This window comes from Nitrospira sp. (assembly GCA_016873435.1).
Classification (GTDB): Bacteria; Nitrospirota; Nitrospiria; order Nitrospirales; family Nitrospiraceae; genus VGXF01.
The window spans coordinates 137,781-156,476 of sequence record VGXF01000003.1 but is presented as its reverse complement, the minus strand read 5'-3'; the positions used below and the strand labels follow the sequence as shown (position 1 = coordinate 156,476).

The window sequence follows — 18,696 nt, the reverse complement described above, 5'->3', positions numbered from 1 at the left end:
GTTAGCGGGGCCTTTCTATCAGTCTGGGAATACGACCGAGGCCTCGCAGCACCGCCCGCTCTTTGCGGTGCATGCGCCGCGCCGCGCGCGCACTCCGCTCATGATCGTAGCCGAGCAGATGCAGCGTCCCGTGAATGAGCAGGAGGGTCATCTCCCGATCCGTCGAATGGCCGGCGGCTTTTGCCTGCCGCACCGCCTGCGGGAGCGAGATCACGACGTCCCCGAGCAGCGCCGACGTCCCCCGGGGAACGTACGGCGTACGGGGCGGGGCACCCCTGGCCAAAAAAGCCAGCACGTCGGTCGTACGGTCCTTGCGGCGATACCGGCGATTCAGGCCGCGCATGGTTCGATCACCGACCAGCAGAAGACTGACGGAGGAGCGCGCCGCGCCGGCGGCGCGCAGCACGCGCGCCGCGAGCGTACGCAGCGCGGGCAGCCGCAGCCGCCGACTGCGCAGACGACTGCCGAGCAGCACTGACATCAGTGTGGTTGCTGATTGTCGCCGCCGGTCCGGTGGCGCGGGGCGTGCGACTTCACGCCGCGTGCGCCCGGAGGCGGGGGCTGGTGGCGGTCGTAGGCCTTGATGATCTCCCGCACGAGCCGGTGCCGGACGACGTCCTGCTCGTCGAAATAGACGAACTCAATGCCGGGAATTTCGTGCAGGATGTCGCGCACCTCGATGAGGCCGGATCGGCGGTCAGCGGGCAGATCCACCTGCGTGATGTCGCCGGTGACGACCACCTTGGAGTTGAACCCGAGGCGCGTCAGGAACATCTTCATCTGCTCGGCGGTGGCGTTTTGTGCCTCGTCCAGGATCACGAACGAATCGTTGAGCGTCCGCCCGCGCATGAAGGCCAGCGGGGCGATCTCAATCTCGCCCCGCTCGATGAGCCGGTTCGCCCGCTCGACGTCCATCATGTCGAAGAGGGCGTCGTAGAGGGGCCGGAGATAGGGATTGACCTTGGCGTACATGTCGCCGGGCAGGAAGCCGAGTTTTTCGCCCGCCTCCACCGCGGGCCGCGCCAGGATGATGCGGCTCACCTCGCGTTTTGTCAGCGCGGCAACGGCCATGGCCATGGCCAGATACGTTTTGCCCGTCCCGGCTGGCCCGATGCCAATGACGATGTCGTATTTCTGGATCGCGTCGAGATAGATTTTCTGCGTGGCAGATTTGGGCGCGATGAAGCGCTTTTTCGTCGCGATGGGCACCGTGCCCACCAACAAGTCCTTGAGAGGGGTGGCCTGCGCTCCGTGCGTGGCCCGCACGGCCACTGACACGTCGTCCGGACGCAGTTCGTAGCCCTCGATGGTCAGGGATGCCAATTCGTCGATGATGCGCCCAGCCTTCTGGACTGCGTCGGGAGGCCCCTCGAGCGACAGCTCCTCCCCGCGCGCAGCGATCTGCACGCCCAGGGCATCTTCGATCAGTTTGAGATGGCGGTCTTGGGACCCAAACAGGCTGGCAGCGTTGGTGCCCTCTCGCAGTTTAATCTTGCGCACGTCTGGTCGGCTGATCCCTCGTGAAGCGATCCGAGGACCATTCTAGCAAAGCCTTCGCCCGGCAACAAGGGCACGGAGGCACCGGGGTAGCCATTGCCGCGGACGCCAAAGCCTTCAGTTGAACTCCTAGGAGGCCTGCCCTCTGGGCTGTCCTCCACGCCCACTGTACGGGGGGCCGCGCCTTATAGCTCCAGCGTCACGACCGTCCTCGCCCGCCGTGCCAATACTGACTCGCCGGTGCGGGCCTCACCTCCCGCCCAACTGCCTACGCTCCGCTGCCGCGTGTCCGCTGGCGAACCACCTCGAACAACACGATCGCAGCTGCCGCCGACACGTTCAGTGACGCCACGCGCCCGTGCATCGGAATTTTTGCACGGTCATCGCACTTCTCCAGCACGCCCGCCCGCACCCCCTTGTCCTCCCCGCCCAGCACCAGTGCCACCGGTCCGGTGAGATCGAGTGCCGTGCAGGATTTGTCCGCCGAGGGGTCGAGCGCGTAGACCCAGAGGTTCTGTGCTTTTAATTCTTCGATGGCGCGCGACAGATTTGTCACGCAGGCGACCGGCAGATGCTCTACCGCACCGGCCGAGGCCTTGGCCACCGTGGCGGTCAATCCGACGGCGCGGCGTTCGGGAATGATCACGCCATGAGCGCCGGCGGCTTCCGCAGTCCGCAGAACTGCGCCGAGATTGTGCGGATCCTCGACACCATCGAGCAGCAGGACGAGCGGCGGCTGATTTCGATCACGGGCGGCCCGAAGAATATCTTCCAGCTCCGCGTAGGCCTTGGCCCCCACGAATGCCACGATGCCCTGATGGCGGCCTGACGGCACCAGACGGTCTATCGCCTGTCGCGGTTCGATGCGGACCGGCACGCCGGCGGAACGGGCCAGCTCCACCAGCGGGGCGAACTGACGGTCCGTGTGGACGACGGCCAGCCGGCGCAGCGGCCGCGCACCGGAACGCAGGGCCTCCTCCACGGCGTGCAGGCCAAAGATCAGCTCGCTGGATTCCTCCCCCGCAGCTCTGGGCCCGCCCGGCGGAAACGCCTGGGGCGGGCGCCCAAAGGGCTTAGCGTTTCCAGCGGGTGGTGCCGTCCGGCCGGTCTTCCAGGATGATGCCTTGGGCCGAAAGTGCTTTCCTGATTTCATCTGCCCTCGCAAAGTTTTTCTGTTGCTTCGCGTCGCTCCGCTCGGCGATCAGCCGCTCGATCTCACTGTCAGGGATAACCGGCAGGGCGCCTTCCCCTTCGCCCCTGACTGTTGCGGACGCCGCCGCGCGCGTATCGCTTCCTACGGCCGCTTGAAATTTCCATTGCACCGGTGAAACTTTTAAAAGTCCTACGACCCCGCCATACTGCTGAAATGCTTGCAGCGCCTCGTGGCGCATCTCCTTAGACAGGCCCACCGCTAATAACTTGTTGGTTTCCCCTTTAAACTGCTGCAATGTGGCAATGGCGGCGGGTGTATTAAAGTCATCGTCCATGGCGAGCGCGAGCTCCGTCTTCAATCGCGCTATCGCCTCTCGCAAGGCCTTGTCGCCGGCTTTTTTCTCGTTCGCAGGTTCCGCTAGTCTTTGAAATAAGCCATAGAATCCGTCCAGTGCCCGATGGCTGTCGACGAGCGCCTGATCCGAAAAATCGAGCGGGCTGCGATAGTGGGTGGCCAGCAAGAAATAGCGCAGGATTTCCCCGGTGATCTCCGCTGGCCAGTTGGACTTTTCGAAAATCTCCCTGATCGTGAAGAAATTCCCGAGCGATTTGCTCATCTTCGCCTGGTTTATCTGCACGAAGCCATTGTGGAGCCAGTAGCGCGCGAATTCCTTGCCGGTGGCCCCACACGACTGCGCGATCTCGTTTTCGTGATGAGGAAAAATCAGATCGGCCCCGCCGCCGTGGATGTCGAAGGTTTCGCCCAGATGCTTCATGGCCATGGCGGAGCACTCGATGTGCCAGCCGGGCCGGCCCGCCCCCCAGGGACTGTCCCAGGCCGGCTCGCCAGGCTTGGTGCCTTTCCAGAGGGCGAAATCCATTGGGTGCCGCTTGCGCTCGTCCACCTCGATGCGGGCGCCGGCCTGCATGTCGTCGAGCTTGCGCTTGGATAGCCGTCCGTACGCGCTGTATTTCTCGACGTGGAAATACACGTCGCCGTTGACCTGGTAGGCCACGCCCTTGTCGATGAGCGTCCGAACCAGTGCGATGATCTCGGCCATGTGTTCCGTGGCCTTCGGCTCCGCCGTTGCCGGCATGATGCCAAGTCGGCCCATGTCGCGATAGTAGGCGTCGATGTATTTGGCGGTGACCGCCTGCCAGGGGATGTTGAGTTCGTGCGCGCGCTTGATGATCTTGTCATCCACGTCCGTGAAATTCTTCACGAAGGTGACGGACAGACCGCGGTGCGCGAGGTAGCGCCGGATGACGTCGAAGACAAGCGCGCTGCGCGCGTGGCCAAGATGGCATTCGTCGTAGACCGTCACGCCGCAGACGTACATTTTCACGCGGCCCGGCTCGAGGGGCGAGAATTCTTCCTTCCGTCCAGTGAGCGTGTTGTGCACCTTAAGCATAGGCGTGCATCCGCTAGCCCCGGCGGGGCGTCAGGAAGGATTCCCACGCGCGCAATTTTTCCAGCGCCTCGTGGTGTGTCACGTCCAGATGGATCGGCGTGAGCGTGACAAACCCCCGCCGAAGCAGTTCATGGTCGGCATCCTTCCGGCGCGACCAGGAAATGCGCGTGCCGGCGATCCAATAGTACGTCCGTCCATGAGGATCTGTCTTCTCAATAATGGGCTCGTCGAACCGCCGCCGGCTGAGCGTGGCGACCCGCACCCCGGCGATCCGTGTGCGCGGACGGTCTGGCACATTGACGTTAAGCAGCGTTTCGGCAGGCAATCCATGCGTGAGAACGGCCTTCGCGATACGCGCAGCGTAGAAGGCCGCTGCGTCGCAGCGGAAGGTTCGGCCCGACTCCTGCGACACGGCGATGGACGGAATGCCCATGATCGTGCCTTCCAGCGCTGCGGAGACGGTGCCCGAATAGGTCACGTCATCCCCGAGATTGACGCCATGGTTGATCCCGGAGACGACCAGCGCCGGCGTCCCCCGCAGGAGTTTCTTCAACGCCAGATTCACGCAGTCGGTCGGCGTGCCGCTGACGGCATAGACGCGCGGCGCGAGGCGGGCCACGCGCAGCGGCTGGTGGAGCGTCAGCGCGTGGCCGGCGGCCGTGCGATCGCGGTCCGGCGCCACTACCCACACCTGCCCGAGTGGCCGCATGGCCTTGACCAGCGCGTGCAGGCCCGGCGATGCAGCGCCATCATCATTGGTGACAAGGATTTTGATCACGCGCGCGCTCCTCAAAAAAGAAAAGCTGCCGGGGGCAGCTTTCCCGCAGAAGTTATGAGTGATGCGTTTTCACGTCTGTGCTGCCGGGTCTCTAACTCAGACCGCGTCACTTCCAATTCACCACTGCTGGCACGGTGTGGTCGGGGCGGCGGGATTTGAACCCACGACCACTCGCACCCCAAGCGAGTGCGCTACCAGGCTGCGCTACGCCCCGACTCGACCACGGATAGGAGGTTCAAAAAGCCGCTCGCTGCGAACTCGCTGAACGGCTGTGGGGATCATCCTCTCAGACGTTCATCAGGTGCACGCGGGATTTCAATACCCCTTTATTCATACGACTCAAGTAATTTGAGAATGGCGCGGAGTTCCCCCCGCAGCCGCTTCGCGAGATCCCGCGCGCCGATCTTCCGTTTGCGATGGCGCCCTCGCCGCGACCAAAATCGCTGCAGCCCCGCGATCGTGTAGCCTTCCTCGTACAGCATCCGTTTGATCTCCAGCACGGTCTCGACGTCCCGCTGGAGATAGCGCCGCTGGAGGCCCCGGCTTTTCTGCGGCTTGAGAAACTCGAACTGGGATTCCCAGAACCGCAGGACATACGGTGGCAGCTGCGCAATCTCGCTGACTTCCCCGATCTTATAGAAGATTTTTGTGCCCAACTTGGGCTCAGTCGCCATCACCAGCCCTCACATGTCGCGGGCTTAGGAGTTGACGTACTTCTTAAAGACCTGACTGGGACGGAATGTCACAACACGGCGGGGCGTAATGCCGATTTCCTGGCCCGTCCGGGGATTGCGCCCCTTTCTGGGCCCCTTGCTGCGCACCACAAAGTTCCCGAACCCGGCGATTTTGATCGATTCGCCCTTTTGGAGCACGCCCTTCATTAAATTGAGAATGAATTCGACGATATCGGCGGCTTCCTTTTTTGAAACCCCAACCTTTTCATAGATTTCGTTCGCGATGTCGGCTTTTCTCATGCCGTTCCTCCGGGGTCATCTCGGGAGCCACCGCACACGCACGGCCTTCATCGTGCGCGGGCCTCGGGTCAAATTTTCACGATAAATTACGTGAGGTTAGGGATCGTGTCAAGGAAATTTCCGAGGTCAAATTCTACCGGTCCTTTGGGATGAGCTTGTACTCGATGCTATCGGCCAGGGCCTGCCAGCTAGCTTCCATGATGTTTTCCGACACCCCGACGGTGCCCCATTTCTCCTTGTGGTCGCCCGACTCGATCAGCACGCGCACCTTGGCCGCCGTTCCCTGGCTAGCCGCCAGCACACGGACTTTGTAATCGAGCAGTTTGACTTCCTTGAGCTGGGGATAAAATTTCTCCAGTGCCTTCCGAAGCGCATGGTCCAGCGCATTGACCGGCCCGCCGGCCCCCTGGGCAGACGTATGCTGCACCGCGTCGCCGACCTTGACCGTCACCGTGGCCTCCGAGACCGGCGCCGAGTCCGGGTCGCGTTTCTCCACCACGATACGGAACCCCAGCAACTGGAACGACGGCGTGTAGCGGCCCACCGCCTTGCGCATGAGCAACTCTAGTGAGCCTTCTGCCCCCTCGAACTGATAGCCCTCGTTCTCGAGCGCCTTGAGCCGCCCGAGTAGTTCCTGAAGCTTCGGATTGTCCTTGGACAGGGTGATGCCGTAGGTCTCGACTTTTTCCATCAGCCCGCTGCGGCCGCTGTGATCGGAAATGAGCATGCGCTGCCGGTTGCCGACCTTTCCGGGAATGACATGCTCGTAGGTCGCCGGGTTCTTCTGCACGGCGTGGATGTGCACACCGCCCTTGTGCGCGAAAGCGGACTCGCCGACGTAGGGTTGGTGCTTGTTGGGCATCAGGTTGGCGATTTCCGTCACGAAGTTGGACACCTCGCGCAGATGTGTGAGCCGGTCGTCTTGTAAGGCCCGCCGTTTCATCTTGAGTTCAAGATTCGGCAGGATCGAGCAGAGATTGGCATTGCCGCACCGTTCACCGATGCCGTTGATCGTCCCCTGTACCTGCACGGCCCCTGCGTCGAGCGCAACGAGCGAGTTGGCGACCGCCATCTCGGTGTCATTGTGCGCGTGGATGCCGAGCGGCACGGACAACTCGCGCGTGACCGCCTTGCAGATGTGCCGGATCTCCCATGGCATCGTCCCGCCGTTCGTGTCGCAGAGAATCACCCGCTCGGCGCCGGCCTTGACCGCGCGTTGCAGCGTCTTCAGCGCGTAGTCCGGATCGGCCTTGTAGCCGTCGAAAAAGTGCTCCGCGTCGTAGAACACGCGTCGGCCCTTGTCCTTCAAGTAGGCCAGCGAATCCTCGATGATCTCCAGATTCTTGGCCAGCGAGATGCCCAGCGCGTCTGTCACGTGGAGATCCCAGCTCTTGCCGAAGAGCGTGATCGTGCCGGTCCCTGCCTCCAGCAGCGCCCGGAGGTTGGCGTCCTTCGCGGCCGGGTTGCTGGCCTTGCGCGTGGAGCCGAAGGCCACGACCGTGGCCGCCTGCATCGGCACGGTCTTGATCATGTGGAAAAATTCGATATCGCGCGGATTGGCCCCTGGCCAGCCGCCCTCGATATATTGGACGCCCAGCTCATCGAGTTTCTGCGCGACGCGCACCTTGTCCTCGACCGAAAAACTGACGTCCTCGGCCTGCGCGCCGTCGCGCAGCGTTGTATCGTAGATTTCCAGCGACGGCACGGGGCCCCTGATGCGGGAGACGACCTTGGTCAGGTCCGTGTGCCCCGAGCCCGCCCGCCTCCGCTTCGCCGCCTGTGTTCTACTTTTCACGGCTTGCCCCCCCGCCGCCCGCTGTCTTACTTCTTCTGAGTCGGCCCGTCCAATCCGAACGCTTTGTGCAGCGCCTTCAGCGCCGGCTGCACCTGCTTCTCGTCGATGACGCAGGAGATTTTGATCTCCGACGTGCTGATCATCATGATGTTGATGCCCTCCTTCGAGAGCACTTCAAACATCTTTGCCGCCACGCCTGAATGGGTCCGCATGCCTACGCCGACGAGCGACACCTTGGCGATGGACTCGTTGACCGCCACCGATTTGGCCTCGATGTCCTTTGCGATGCGTTGCACCAGCGGCGTGGCCTTCGGCAGGTCCGCGCGCGGGATCGTGAAGGACATGTCGGTCAACGAGCCCTGCCCCACGTTCTGAATAATCATGTCCACGATGATGTTGGCCGCCGCGATCGGCCCGAAGATTCGCGCCGCGATCCCCGGCGAGTCCGGCACGCCCACGATCGTCACCTTGGCCTGATTGCGGTCGCCGGTCACGCCGGAGACCGACACCCGTTCCATGTCCGCGTCTTCTTTCGCCACGAGCGTCCCCTTCCCTTCCGTGAAGCTGGATTGCACTTCCACCGGTACGTTGAATTTAGCCGCAAATTCCACCGAGCGGCTCTGCAGCACTTTCGCGCCCAGGCTCGCCAATTCGAGCATCTCTTCATAGGAGATTTTGTCCAGGCGCCGCGCGGTCGGCACTATGTTCGGATCGGCCGTGTAGACGCCGTCTACGTCTGTATAAATGATGCAGCGGTCCGCCTTGAGCGCAGCCGCCAGCGCCACCGCCGTCAGGTCCGACCCGCCACGCCCGAGCGTCGTGACGTCGGAGTGCTCGTTGATCCCCTGAAAGCCGGCCACCACCGGGATAATGCCCTTGTTGAGCGCCTCCTTGATGCGGTCCGCCGCCACCCGCGCGATCCGCGCCTTTGTGTGCGCGCTGTCGGTGATGATCCCGACCTGCCGCCCGGTGAACGACTGCGCGTCGACCCCGCGGCCCCGGAGGGCCATCGCCAGAAGCGCGATTGTGACCCGCTCACCGGTAGAGAGCAGCATGTCGAGCTCGCGCTCGTCCGGCACCGACGTCATCTCGTGCGCCAGCTTGAGCAGGCGGTCCGTCTCGCCGCTCATGGCTGACAGCACGACGACGAGGCGGTGCCCGTCCGCCTTCGCCTTGGCCACCTTGTCGGCAACGCGCTGAATGCGCTCAATGTTGCCAACGGATGTGCCGCCGTATTTATGTACTAGCAGCGCCATGACGTCAGTCCACAGGACGCAGGGCGGCGGGGAGACGACACCGCGAAGACGCCTGGCGAGACGGGCGCACGGAGGCCCGCGAGACCGAGGCGTACTCGTTGCCGTCCGTCGCGGGCGCGAGGGCCGCGCCCGCCCACTGGGCGGAGTGCCCCTTGCGACTCCGCTTGGCGCAGCGGCGGATCAGCGGTTGCAGTAGAAGCGTTCATGTGTATTCGGGGCTACCCTTGGGACAGGAGCCGGTTCATCAGCCGGGTCGCGTCCCGTGCCCCGTCCGTGACCGCCGCTCCCTCCACCTCGTTGAACCGCCGGCCCGCCTTGGCCTTCTGCAACGGCCCGCCGCAGAGGGCATAGATCGCCGGCGGCAGCCCGTCGCTCCGCATACGCCCGCGGTCACACACCAGCAACACGCGATAGGGCCCGGCTTTCGCCAGCCCGTCGAGCACCGTGCCCACCACACGCCTGTCGAATTCCTCCACGATTTTCACGGCCGCGGGGCCGTCCCCACCGGTCACGACCGCCGGTGGCAGTTCGGCATGCACGTAGACCAAGGCCTTCCTGGTCAATTCCCGCACCGCCGCCTGTCCGCGACTCAAAAAATCCGATCCGTCGGCCGCGACGATCTTTGCCGGGTCCACTGCCTCCAATCCCGCACACATACCGATGCCACGCCGGACATCGTTGGTCGCCACGATCACGCCCGTGACGCGGTGCTGGTCGGAAAACTTCGGCCAGCGCGACGCGCGGCCCTGCCCCCACAGCCAGAGACAGTGGACCGGCTTGAGCCCGTCTTTCCGGCGCTCGTCGTTCACCGGATGGTCGCGCAGAATGACGAGCGAGGCATCCATCAGCTTGCGCAGAATGTCCGCGCCCGCCCCGCTCGGCAGACAGTCGCCCACCGGCTTGCCGATCGCCTCGCGCGGATCGAGACAGGCCGCCTTTACCTTGCCATTGACCCACACCATCACGTGCCGCGAACCGGTGCCGGGATAAAATTGAATCGTCTCGGAGCCAAGCTGTTCGTTGACCGCCTCGAGCAGCTCGCGCGCGTCCTCGACGCTGAGCTGGTCCGTCTCGCCCTCCACCGTCACTGGCGGCGCCAGCTTCTTGAGCTCGTCGTAGGGGGCCTTGCCCCCGGCGTTGCTGCGCAGCGTGACCATGCTGCAGCGAAACGCCACGTCGTGCTCGCCAAGGGTGACGCCGAGGCTGGTCGCTTCGAGCGGGCCCGCGCCCGGATACCATTTCTGCGGGTCGTAGCCCAGCACGGCGAGTTGCACCATGCCGCTGGTGACGGCCTGCCCGTCAGCCGGCATGCCGGCGACGCCCAGTTCACCCTGCTGCGCGAGCGCGTCCATGTTTGGCGTGGACGCGGCCTGCAGCACCGTCTTTCCGCCCAGTTCTTGGCGCGGCCCGCTGATCAGGCCGTCTCCGTGCAACACAACGTACTTCATGGGTCCGCCGCTGTCTCCCTCCTCAGAGACTCAACAGTTTCGCCACCGCTTCCCGGTCTGCCTTGACCGTCACCGGTTGCTTGCTCACGCCGATGGCCGTATCCGCGTCCTTTAAACCATGCCCGGTCAGCGTGCAGACGACCGTGTCGCCTTTCTTGAAAACACCTTGTTTCTGCAATCTAACCACGCCCGCAATCGACGCCGCTGACGCCGGCTCGCAGTACACCCCTTCCGCCGCCGCGACGAGACTGTACGCGTACAAAATTTCCTCGTCCGTCACCATGTCGATCCTGCCGGACGTCTCCGTGACCGCCTGCAAGGCCAACTGCCAGCTTGCCGGATTGCCGATGCGAATCGCCGTGGCCACGGTCTGCGGATCCTCCACGACCTTGCCCAGCACGATCGGCGCAGCGCCCGCCGCCTGGAACCCCATCATGCGCGGCAATTGGCTGATCTGGCCGGCCGCGTGATATTCCTTGTAGCCACGCCAGTAGGCCGTGATGTTGCCGGCGTTGCCGACCGGCAGCACGTGGAACGCGGGCGCGGCACCCAATTGGTCGCAAACCTCGAAGGCCGCCGTCTTCTGGCCCTCGATCCGGAACGGATTGAGCGAATTGACCAGCTCGATTTTGTGCGTCGCCGCCAGCTCCTTCACGATCGCCAGTGCCTGGTCGAAATTCCCCTCGATCTGGATGACCGTCGCATGGTGCATCATCGCCTGCGACAGTTTCCCTAGCGCGATCTTTCCTGCCGGAATCAGCACGTAGACCGCCACCCCGGCGCGGGCGCCGTAAGCGGCTGCGGCCGCGGACGTGTTGCCGGTGGACGCGCAGATGACCGCGCGCGCGCCGGCCTCGCAAGCCTTCGAGATCGCCAGTGTCATCCCGCGGTCTTTGAAGGAGCCGGTCGGGTTGGCGCCCTCGAGCTTCACGTAGAGCTCGACGCCCGGTGCAATCTTCGCCGCCAGCCGCGGCGTGGGGACCAGCGGCGTATGGCCTTCGCCCAGCGAGATGACCGGCGTCTGCTCCGTCACCGGGAGAAACTTGCGATACTCCTCGATGATGCCACGCCAGCGCATCATGACGGCCACCTGCTGCTCATCGTGCAATGGAAGGACCCGCAACGCATGGGGGCTCGATTACTCGTCGTGGCCCTCAACACGGATTAAAGTCGTGGGCTCAGAGATGAACGCCATCTGGTCGATCTCACGGAGCGACGCCTGCGCGTCGCGCTCGCGGGCGGCATGCGTCATGATGACGACCGGCACCGTCTGTCCTTCCTTGCGGCCCTGCTGGATCACCGACGCGATGCTGATGTGGTGACGGCCCAGCACACCGGCAATCTGCGAGAGCACGCCCGGCCGGTCCAGCACCATGAAACGCAGGTAGTACCGTGCGATGATCTCCTCCATCGGACGGATACGCAGCGGCCGGCGCTGGTCCTGCTGGAACGAAGCCGGCGGCACGCGGCCGGATGCCCCGCGCAGCAGATTGCGGGCGAGCGCGATCACGTCGCTGACCACGGCGCTGCCGGTCGGCATGGAGCCGGCCCCCTGCCCATAGAGCACGATATCGCCCACGGCGTCCCCCACAAGCTGGATCGCGTTGTAGACGCCCTCGACCTGCGCGATCGGCGAGGCGGACGGCACCATCGTCGGGTGCACACGCGCTTCGATCTCGCCGTCAAGCGCCTTGGCGATGCCCAGCAGTTTTATCGTGTAGCCGAACTCCTCCGCGTAGGCGATGTCCACCGGCGTGATGCGGGTGATGCCCTCGGTGTAGATGTCCTTCGCGTTGACCGGCGTCCCGTAGGCGAGGCTCACCATGATGGCGAGCTTGTGCGCCGAATCGATGCCGGCCACATCGAAGGCTGGATCCGCCTCGGCGTAGCCCGCCGCCTGCGCCTCGGCCAGCACGACTTGGAAACTCTGCCCCTCGCAGGTCATGCGGCTCAGGATATAGTTTGAGGTCCCGTTGATGATCCCGAAGAGCGACAGGATCGAATTGGCCGCGAGCCCCTCCATGAGCGCACGGATCACGGGGATGCCGCCGCCCACGCTGGCCTCGAAGCCCAGCTCGGTCTTGTGGCGGACCACCGCCTCGAAAATTTCCTCACCATGTACGGCCAGCAGCGCCTTGTTGGCCGTGACGACCGGTTTGCCCTGGGCCAGCGCCTCCAGAATGAATTTCTTGGCCGCGTCGTACCCGCCGATCAGCTCGATGACGATGTCCACCGCCGGATCGTCGATCAGCGCCTTCGCATCGTTGATCAGCACACCTGGCGGAAGTGCGATGCCCCGGTCGCGGGTGGTGTCGAGATCCGCCACGCGGACGAGCTCGATGGGCACGCCGACGCGGCGCGTGATCAGCGCGCGGCGGCCCAGCAGAATTTTCGCCACGCCGGTGCCGACCGTTCCCCATCCGATCAGCCCGACACCGATCTTTTGTTTCACAACTGCCCCACTCCTGCGCTTAAAAAGCACCCCGTCATCCGCTGTCAGTCATCCGATCTGGCCCCTGCGAACGGAGAACTGCGCCCTCCGCGCTCCGTGGCAGAGCCCGCTCTACTCGTCCGCCCCCTCAAGCTTCAACGCCTTCTTGATCCCCCGCACCGCCTGCCGGGTGCGGTGCTCGTTCTCCACCAGCCCAAACCGCACGTATTCATCGCCCCCCTCGCCGAAGCCGATGCCCGGTGAGACGGCGACCTTGGCTTCCTTGAGCAGCATCTTCGAAAATTCCAGTGAGCCCATCCCGCGGAACGGCGGCGGAATTCGCGCCCAGACGAACATCGTCGCCCGCGGCTTGTCCACCGCCCACCCGGCCCGGTTCAGCCCGTCCACCAGCACGTCGCGCCGCCGCTGATAGCGGTGCACGGTTTCCTTCACACAATCCTGCGGTCCGTTGAGCGCGATGATGCTCGCGATCTGGACCGGCTGGAAAATGCCATAGTCCAGATAGCTCTTGATTTTCGCCAGCGCCCCGATCACCTCGCGATTGCCTACGCAGAAGCCCACCCGCCAGCCCGGCATGTTGTAGCTCTTGGAGAGCGTGTAAAACTCCACGCCGATGTCCTTCGCCTCCGGTACCTGCAACAAACTCGGCGCGCGGTACCCATCAAACACGAGGTCTGCATACGCCAGATCGTGAATGACGATGACGTTGTGCTCCTTCGCGAAGGCTACGATCTTCTTAAAAAACTCCAGATCCACCACCGCCGTCGTCGGATTGTGGGGGAAATTGATGATCAGCACACGCGGCCGCGGCATCGTCTGCCGGTAGGCCCGCGTCAGATCTTCGAAAAAGTCGCTGTCTTGGCGTAGCTCCACGCCGCGCACCTCGCCGCCCGCGATGATCACGCTGTAGATGTGGATCGGATAGGTCGGCGTCGGCGTAAGCACGACGTCGCCCGGCCCCAGCATGGCCAGCGACAAGTGCGCGATCCCCTCCTTCGAGCCGATCGTGACGATCGCCTCGGTTTCCGGGTCCAGATCCACGTCGTACTGTCGCTTGTACCAGCCCGTGATCGCATGGCGGAGCTTTGTGATGCCGCGCGACGCGGAATAGCGATGGTTCTTCGGATTGCGCGTCGCCTCGATTAGCTTCTCCACGATGTGCGGCGGCGTCGGCTGGTCCGGATTGCCCATGCCGAAATCGATGATGTCCTCGCCGCGCTGGCGCGCCTCGAGCTTGAGCGCTTGCACCTGCGCAAACACATAGGGCGGAAACCGCTTGATTCTGTAAAACGTTTCGATCATGTCCGTTTGTCTATCCCCTTCATTCGTCGGCCATTTCAAGACGCACCGGCCGGCTGCAACCGGGACTGCGCGGTAGCCTGAATGGAAGCTGATATTCTAATGCAGCAGGTCAATTCAGTCAATTTTATTAGGGGGTTGGGAGCGTTTTGACGCTTTGCGCCGTTGCCGGCCGGGCGGAGTTTCTTGCCTCCCTTTTATTGTTTCTGCAATAATGGCGCACCCGATTGTTTGCGCAGGAAAATTCCTGTCCCGTCCACCATCGTCCGTAAGGAGCACCGCTCCATGCCCCGTCTGGGCATCAATATTGATCATGTGGCCACTCTTCGCCAGGCGCGCGGTGGCAGTGAGCCCGATCCGGTTGCCGCGGCGGGGCTGGTCGAACTGGCCGGGGCGGACGGGCTTGTCGTTCATCTGCGGGAAGACCGCCGCCACATTCAGGACCACGATCTCGCGCGGCTCCGCCAGACGGCCACAACCCGTCTGAATCTGGAAATGGCCGCCGAGGATGCAATGGTGAAGATCGCGCTGGACGTCAAGCCGGACTATGTGACGCTTGTCCCTGAGCGACGGCAGGAACTGACGACTGAGGGGGGATTAGACGTGGCCGGCCACACGGCTCGGCTCAAGCGCGTTGTGGCCGCATTGCAGCAGGGCGGCATACCCGTCAGCCTGTTCATCGAACCGGATGCGGCGCAGATCAAGGCCGCGCAGGCCGTCGGCGCGGAGATGATTGAACTCCACACAGGCCGCTACGCCAACGCCCGCTCAGAGCAGGCCGTCGGCACGGAATTCACGGCCCTCGCGGCAGCGGCGAAGCTGGCGGCAACACTTCACTTGCGCGTCAACGCGGGGCACGGACTGAACTACACCAACACGCAACGGCTGCTCGCGATCGGCGAGATCGAGGAGTACAACATTGGCCACAGCATCGTCGCGCGGGCGGTCTTTGTCGGACTGGCCCAGGCCGTGCGCGAGATGACGGCGCTGATCCATGGACCCGCGGGCGAGCGGTGAGAGGCTCGGGGGGATGCGTCCCCGTTGCCGCCGGCCGCATGTTTTGCGTCTCTTGCCTGCGCGAAGCGGAGTAACGCGATGATCGTCGGCATTGGGCTTGACCTTGTCAAAATCGACCGTGTGCGGACCATCGCGGACCGGTGGAAAGCGCGTTTTCTCGACCGGCTCTACACGCCGACGGAGCGCCGTGCCTGCATGAAAAAAGCCTCCCCCTACGCCTCGCTCGCCGGGCGGTTTGCCGCGAAGGAGGCCCTGCTCAAGGCGCTGGGCATCGGCTGGGCAGACGGGGTCCGCTGGCGCGACATCGAAGTGCTCAACGACCGCTCGGGCCGCCCGCGCGCCACCGTGTCCGGCCGCGTGAAAACGCTCATGACACGCGCCGGTGTCACGGACATCCAGCTGAGTCTGTCGCACGACACAGATTACGCCGTCGCCCAGGTCGTGCTGACAAAAGACGGCTAAGAGCTTATAGCGTGTGGCTGCGCGCTTATGGCAAGAGACCGGACGCCACGGTGGGGGCGTTCTGCAGTCTACGCGCTAGGCCATTGCCCCTGTGTTCCGAGGACCAATGAAGATCGTCACCGCCGCACAGATGCGTGCACTGGACCGCCGGACCATCACGGAGGCGAAGATACCGGGGCTGACTCTCATGGAGCGGGCCGGCCGCAGCGTGGTAGCGGCAATGGAACGGCTCTATGGGCCGCTGGCCGGGCGGACCATCACGATTGTGTGCGGCAAGGGCAACAACGGCGGCGACGGGTTCGTCGTCGGCCGCCTCCTGAAAAAATCCTGCGCGAAGGTCCGCATCCTGCTCCTGGCTAAGCCGGGAGATCTGAGCGGCGATGCCAAAACCATGCATCGCCGCTTTGTTGCAGCGGCCCGCGCACAGTCCGTTTCGGTTACTCCAACACCAGCGGCGCTTCGCGCCGCGCTGGCACAGAGCGAGCTGATCGTAGACGCGCTGCTGGGCACCGGCCTGTCGACGCCGGTCGCGGAGGCCTACCACGGAGCGATCGAGGCGATCAACGATGCCGGGCGGCCGGTTGTGGCGGTTGACCTGCCCTCCGGCATCCACGCCGACACGGGGACCGTCCTGGGCACCGCCGTGCGCGCAGATCTCACCGTCACGTTCGGCCTGCCAAAACTGGGACTCTACACGGGCGCGGGACTCGATCATGCAGGCGCAGTGGAGGTCGCCGACATCGGCATCCCGTCCGATTTCGTGGCGGCCCCCGACAGCCGCGTCGCGCTCCTCACGCACGCGGCGGTCCGCCGCCTGGTTCCCGATCGCCGGCCGGCCTCCCACAAGGGCACCTACGGCCATGCCGGCATCATCGCGGGCTCGGTCGGAAAAACCGGAGCGGCAGCCCTGGCCGCGAAGGCCGCGCTGCGCATCGGCGCCGGCCTCGTCACGGTCGCCACCCCGGCGGGCGTCAACGACGTGCTCGAAGCCAAGCTGCTCGAGGCCATGACCGTGCCCATGCCCGACACGAAGGCGCAGACGCTCGCGCGGACCGGATTGGAAGAATTGCTCTCGTTTGTCCGTGCGCGGACCGCAGTGGCCATCGGCCCCGGTCTCTCGACCCATCCGGAAACCATCGAGCTGATCCAGACGCTCGTGCCGAGATTGGACAAGCCATCCGTGCTCGACGCCGATGCGCTCAACGCGCTGGCCGGACGGACCGCCCGGCTGACGGAATGCAAGCAGCCACCAATCGCAACGCCCCATCCTGGCGAGATGGCCCGGCTGGTGGACACGACGACTTCGGCGATCAACGCCGACCGTATCGGATCCGCCGTGAGATTCGCGCAGACACACCGGGTGATACTTGTGCTCAAGGGCGCCCGCACCGTCGTCGCGCATCCGGATGGCCACGCGGCGGTCTGCCCGACGGGTAATCCGGGCATGGCAACCGCCGGAACTGGCGACGTGCTCACGGGCATGCTCGTCGGTCTGCTGGCGCAGGGACTCGCGCCGTGGGACGCTGCCTGCGCGGGCGTTTATCTGCATGGCCTTGCCGGCGACCTCGCCGCCGCGCAGACGGGGATGGCCGGCCTGATTGCCGGCGACGTCATCGAGCAGATTCCCCATGCTCTCATCGACGTCCTCCATGACGCGCGCGACTAGGGCACGCAGGCGGCGCCGTCCGTCCCCGGCACGGCGGCCCCGCCTTTCGGACACGTGGCAGTATCTGGCACAATCCCCGCCGGACACGGAGCGGCTGGGTCGGCGGCTGGGTCGGGCCCTGAAAGGCGGCGACGTGCTGGCGCTCTACGGAGAATTGGGCGCGGGCAAGACGGCGCTGGTGCGCGGCATTGCCGCCGGGCTAGGCGCTTCGCCGGAAGGCGTCAGCAGCCCGACCTTTGTGTTGATTCACGAGTACCGTGGGCGCCTGCGCCTGGCACACGCGGACCTGTACCGGATCGAGTCGGCGGTGGAATTGGCGCAGCTCGGCCTGTCGGATTACGACGACGGCAAGACGGTGACGGCGATCGAATGGGCAGACAGGGCCGGCATCGACTTGCCGGTTGCCCGGCTAGAGATTTATCTGCAGCATCATGGCCCCACTTCGCGCAAACTGCGGTTTGTCGCGCGGGGCGCGCGGGCCCAGCGCCTGCTGATGCAATTGACCGCAAGGCAACGGGCCCCGGGCTTGTGAAAAGGAGACCGTCCCGATGAAGGTGCTCTGGGCGCCCTGGCGCATGGCCTATATCAAGCGCGCACGCACGCCGGCCGGCTGCATTTTCTGCCTCAAACCGCGCGCGCGGCGGGACGCTGCCAACCTCCTGCTCCATCGCGGAAAGCACGGCTTCATCATGATGAACCTCTTTCCCTACAACAACGGCCATCTCTTGATCGCGCCCTATCGGCACGTCAGAACACTGGAGCAGCTCCCCGATGACGTCTCGCTGGACCTGATGCGCCTCACCCGACTGGCCTTGAAAGTCCTACGCACGGAGATGCAGCCGGAAGGCTTCAACGTCGGGCTCAACCTGGGACGGGCCGCCGGCGCCGGCATCGACAGTCACGTGCATCTCCACATCGTGCCGCGCTGGAACGGCGACACAAACTTCATGCCCCTGCTCGGTGCCGTTCGCGTGATGCCGGAACATCTGCACGCCACTTACCGGAAGCTCAGGGCGCGCTTCGAGGCACTGACGATGCCCAGCAAGAAACGGACCCGCCGATGATCCGCCTGGTCCTCGTGTGCATCCTGCTGGCGCTCTCGCTGAGCTTTTTCCTGCAGAACCAGGAACCGGTCGTCACGCTACGCTATTTCTTCGGATTGAAAACGGCCGAGACGAGGGTCTACGTGCCGATCCTCAGCGCCTTCGTGATTGGCCTCCTGGTCTCCTCCATCCTGCTCTTTCCCGCCTGGGTCAAGGGCAGAATCGCGCTGCGCCGCCGGAGCAAGCAGCTCCAGGAGGCCGAGGCCGAACTCGACCAACTGCGCGAGCAGCAGCGCGGAACGGCCGGCGAGCAGCCGTCGGCATCTGAACCGGCCGACGACCAGACGGGATGAGTGCCCCCGCCCCCCGCGCTGCGGATGCGGCCGTGGTGCAATGGCCCGCGCCCGGCGCTTTTTGAATCGGCACGAAAACAAGGGCGCCGATG

Annotated in this window: 19 protein-coding genes and 1 tRNA gene; 6 read left to right on the top strand and 14 right to left on the bottom strand. The window is 64.5% G+C overall.

The genetic code is table 11. The features are described from left to right. Position 1: 1 nt before the first annotated feature. From ybeY to FJ248_03600, 14 genes are all read right to left on the bottom strand, one after another. Positions 2-481 carry an rRNA maturation RNase YbeY gene (ybeY, locus tag FJ248_03665; GenBank protein ID MBM4119984.1) on the bottom strand — a complete coding sequence of 160 codons (480 nt, stop codon included), beginning with the start codon at positions 479-481 and terminating at the stop codon, positions 2-4. Further along, positions 481-1,500 (bottom strand): PhoH family protein, encoded by a 1,020-nt coding sequence (locus FJ248_03660; protein MBM4119983.1) that lies wholly within the window; start codon positions 1,498-1,500, stop codon positions 481-483. Before FJ248_03660 ends, ybeY begins: the two co-directional genes overlap by 1 nt. Positions 1,501-1,765: 265 nt before the next feature. Then, positions 1,766-2,500: a 23S rRNA (guanosine(2251)-2'-O)-methyltransferase RlmB gene (rlmB, locus tag FJ248_03655; GenBank protein ID MBM4119982.1), complete on the bottom strand. Its 735-nt coding sequence runs from the start codon at positions 2,498-2,500 to the stop codon at positions 1,766-1,768. Between the two features lie 70 nt (positions 2,501-2,570). Further along, on the bottom strand, positions 2,571-4,061 hold the full coding sequence (locus FJ248_03650; protein MBM4119981.1) for a cysteine--tRNA ligase: 1,491 nt from the start codon (positions 4,059-4,061) through the stop codon (positions 2,571-2,573). A gap of 13 nt (positions 4,062-4,074) precedes the next feature. Further along, positions 4,075-4,836: a 5'/3'-nucleotidase SurE gene (gene surE, locus FJ248_03645; GenBank protein MBM4119980.1), complete on the bottom strand. Its 762-nt coding sequence runs from the start codon at positions 4,834-4,836 to the stop codon at positions 4,075-4,077. A gap of 140 nt (positions 4,837-4,976) precedes the next feature. Beyond that, positions 4,977-5,053, bottom strand: a tRNA-Pro gene (locus FJ248_03640). A 112-nt stretch (positions 5,054-5,165) separates the two neighbouring features. Then, entirely contained in the window at positions 5,166-5,513 is a 348-nt protein-coding gene (locus FJ248_03635) for a MerR family transcriptional regulator (GenBank protein MBM4119979.1), read from the bottom strand. A 24-nt stretch (positions 5,514-5,537) separates the two neighbouring features. Beyond that, complete coding sequence (locus FJ248_03630) at positions 5,538-5,813, bottom strand: integration host factor subunit alpha (protein ID MBM4119978.1); 276 nt, start codon at positions 5,811-5,813, stop codon at positions 5,538-5,540. Positions 5,814-5,946: 133 nt separating this feature from the next. Further along, positions 5,947-7,518 carry a citramalate synthase gene (locus tag FJ248_03625; protein MBM4119977.1) on the bottom strand — a complete coding sequence of 524 codons (1,572 nt, stop codon included), beginning with the start codon at positions 7,516-7,518 and terminating at the stop codon, positions 5,947-5,949. Positions 7,519-7,634: 116 nt separating this feature from the next. After that, positions 7,635-8,864, bottom strand: a complete 1,230-nt coding sequence (locus FJ248_03620; protein ID MBM4119976.1) for an aspartate kinase — start codon at positions 8,862-8,864, stop codon at positions 7,635-7,637. 218 nt (positions 8,865-9,082) lie between these two features. Further along, entirely contained in the window at positions 9,083-10,312 is a 1,230-nt protein-coding gene (locus FJ248_03615) for a phosphoglycerate mutase (protein MBM4119975.1), read from the bottom strand. Positions 10,313-10,334: 22 nt separating this feature from the next. Beyond that, entirely contained in the window at positions 10,335-11,393 is a 1,059-nt protein-coding gene (locus FJ248_03610; protein MBM4119974.1) for a threonine synthase, read from the bottom strand. Positions 11,394-11,450: 57 nt separating this feature from the next. After that, a complete protein-coding gene (locus tag FJ248_03605) occupies positions 11,451-12,764 on the bottom strand; it encodes a homoserine dehydrogenase (protein MBM4119973.1) in 1,314 nt (437 codons plus the stop codon). 111 nt (positions 12,765-12,875) lie between these two features. Continuing rightward, entirely contained in the window at positions 12,876-14,066 is a 1,191-nt protein-coding gene (locus FJ248_03600) for an alanine transaminase (GenBank protein MBM4119972.1), read from the bottom strand. Positions 14,067-14,348: 282 nt separating this feature from the next. Between FJ248_03600 and FJ248_03595 the strand changes: the two genes are divergently transcribed. The 6 genes from FJ248_03595 to FJ248_03570 all read left to right on the top strand — a co-directional run bounded on the left by FJ248_03595 (position 14,349) and on the right by FJ248_03570 (position 18,604). Then, positions 14,349-15,080 carry a pyridoxine 5'-phosphate synthase gene (locus tag FJ248_03595; GenBank protein ID MBM4119971.1) on the top strand — a complete coding sequence of 244 codons (732 nt, stop codon included), beginning with the start codon at positions 14,349-14,351 and terminating at the stop codon, positions 15,078-15,080. A 78-nt stretch (positions 15,081-15,158) separates the two neighbouring features. Next, complete coding sequence (locus FJ248_03590) at positions 15,159-15,542, top strand: holo-ACP synthase (GenBank protein ID MBM4119970.1); 384 nt, start codon at positions 15,159-15,161, stop codon at positions 15,540-15,542. A 106-nt stretch (positions 15,543-15,648) separates the two neighbouring features. After that, the gene (locus FJ248_03585) at positions 15,649-17,208 is read left to right on the top strand and encodes an NAD(P)H-hydrate dehydratase (protein ID MBM4119969.1); all 1,560 of its coding nucleotides are present in this window, start codon (positions 15,649-15,651) and stop codon (positions 17,206-17,208) included. Continuing rightward, positions 17,192-17,740, top strand: a complete 549-nt coding sequence (tsaE, locus tag FJ248_03580; GenBank protein MBM4119968.1) for a tRNA (adenosine(37)-N6)-threonylcarbamoyltransferase complex ATPase subunit type 1 TsaE — start codon at positions 17,192-17,194, stop codon at positions 17,738-17,740. The genes FJ248_03585 and tsaE overlap by 17 nt, the downstream gene beginning before the upstream one ends. Positions 17,741-17,756: 16 nt before the next feature. Continuing rightward, positions 17,757-18,272 carry an HIT domain-containing protein gene (locus tag FJ248_03575; GenBank protein ID MBM4119967.1) on the top strand — a complete coding sequence of 172 codons (516 nt, stop codon included), beginning with the start codon at positions 17,757-17,759 and terminating at the stop codon, positions 18,270-18,272. Continuing rightward, positions 18,269-18,604: a LapA family protein gene (locus tag FJ248_03570; GenBank protein MBM4119966.1), complete on the top strand. Its 336-nt coding sequence runs from the start codon at positions 18,269-18,271 to the stop codon at positions 18,602-18,604. The genes FJ248_03575 and FJ248_03570 overlap by 4 nt, the downstream gene beginning before the upstream one ends. Positions 18,605-18,696 lie beyond the last annotated feature (92 nt).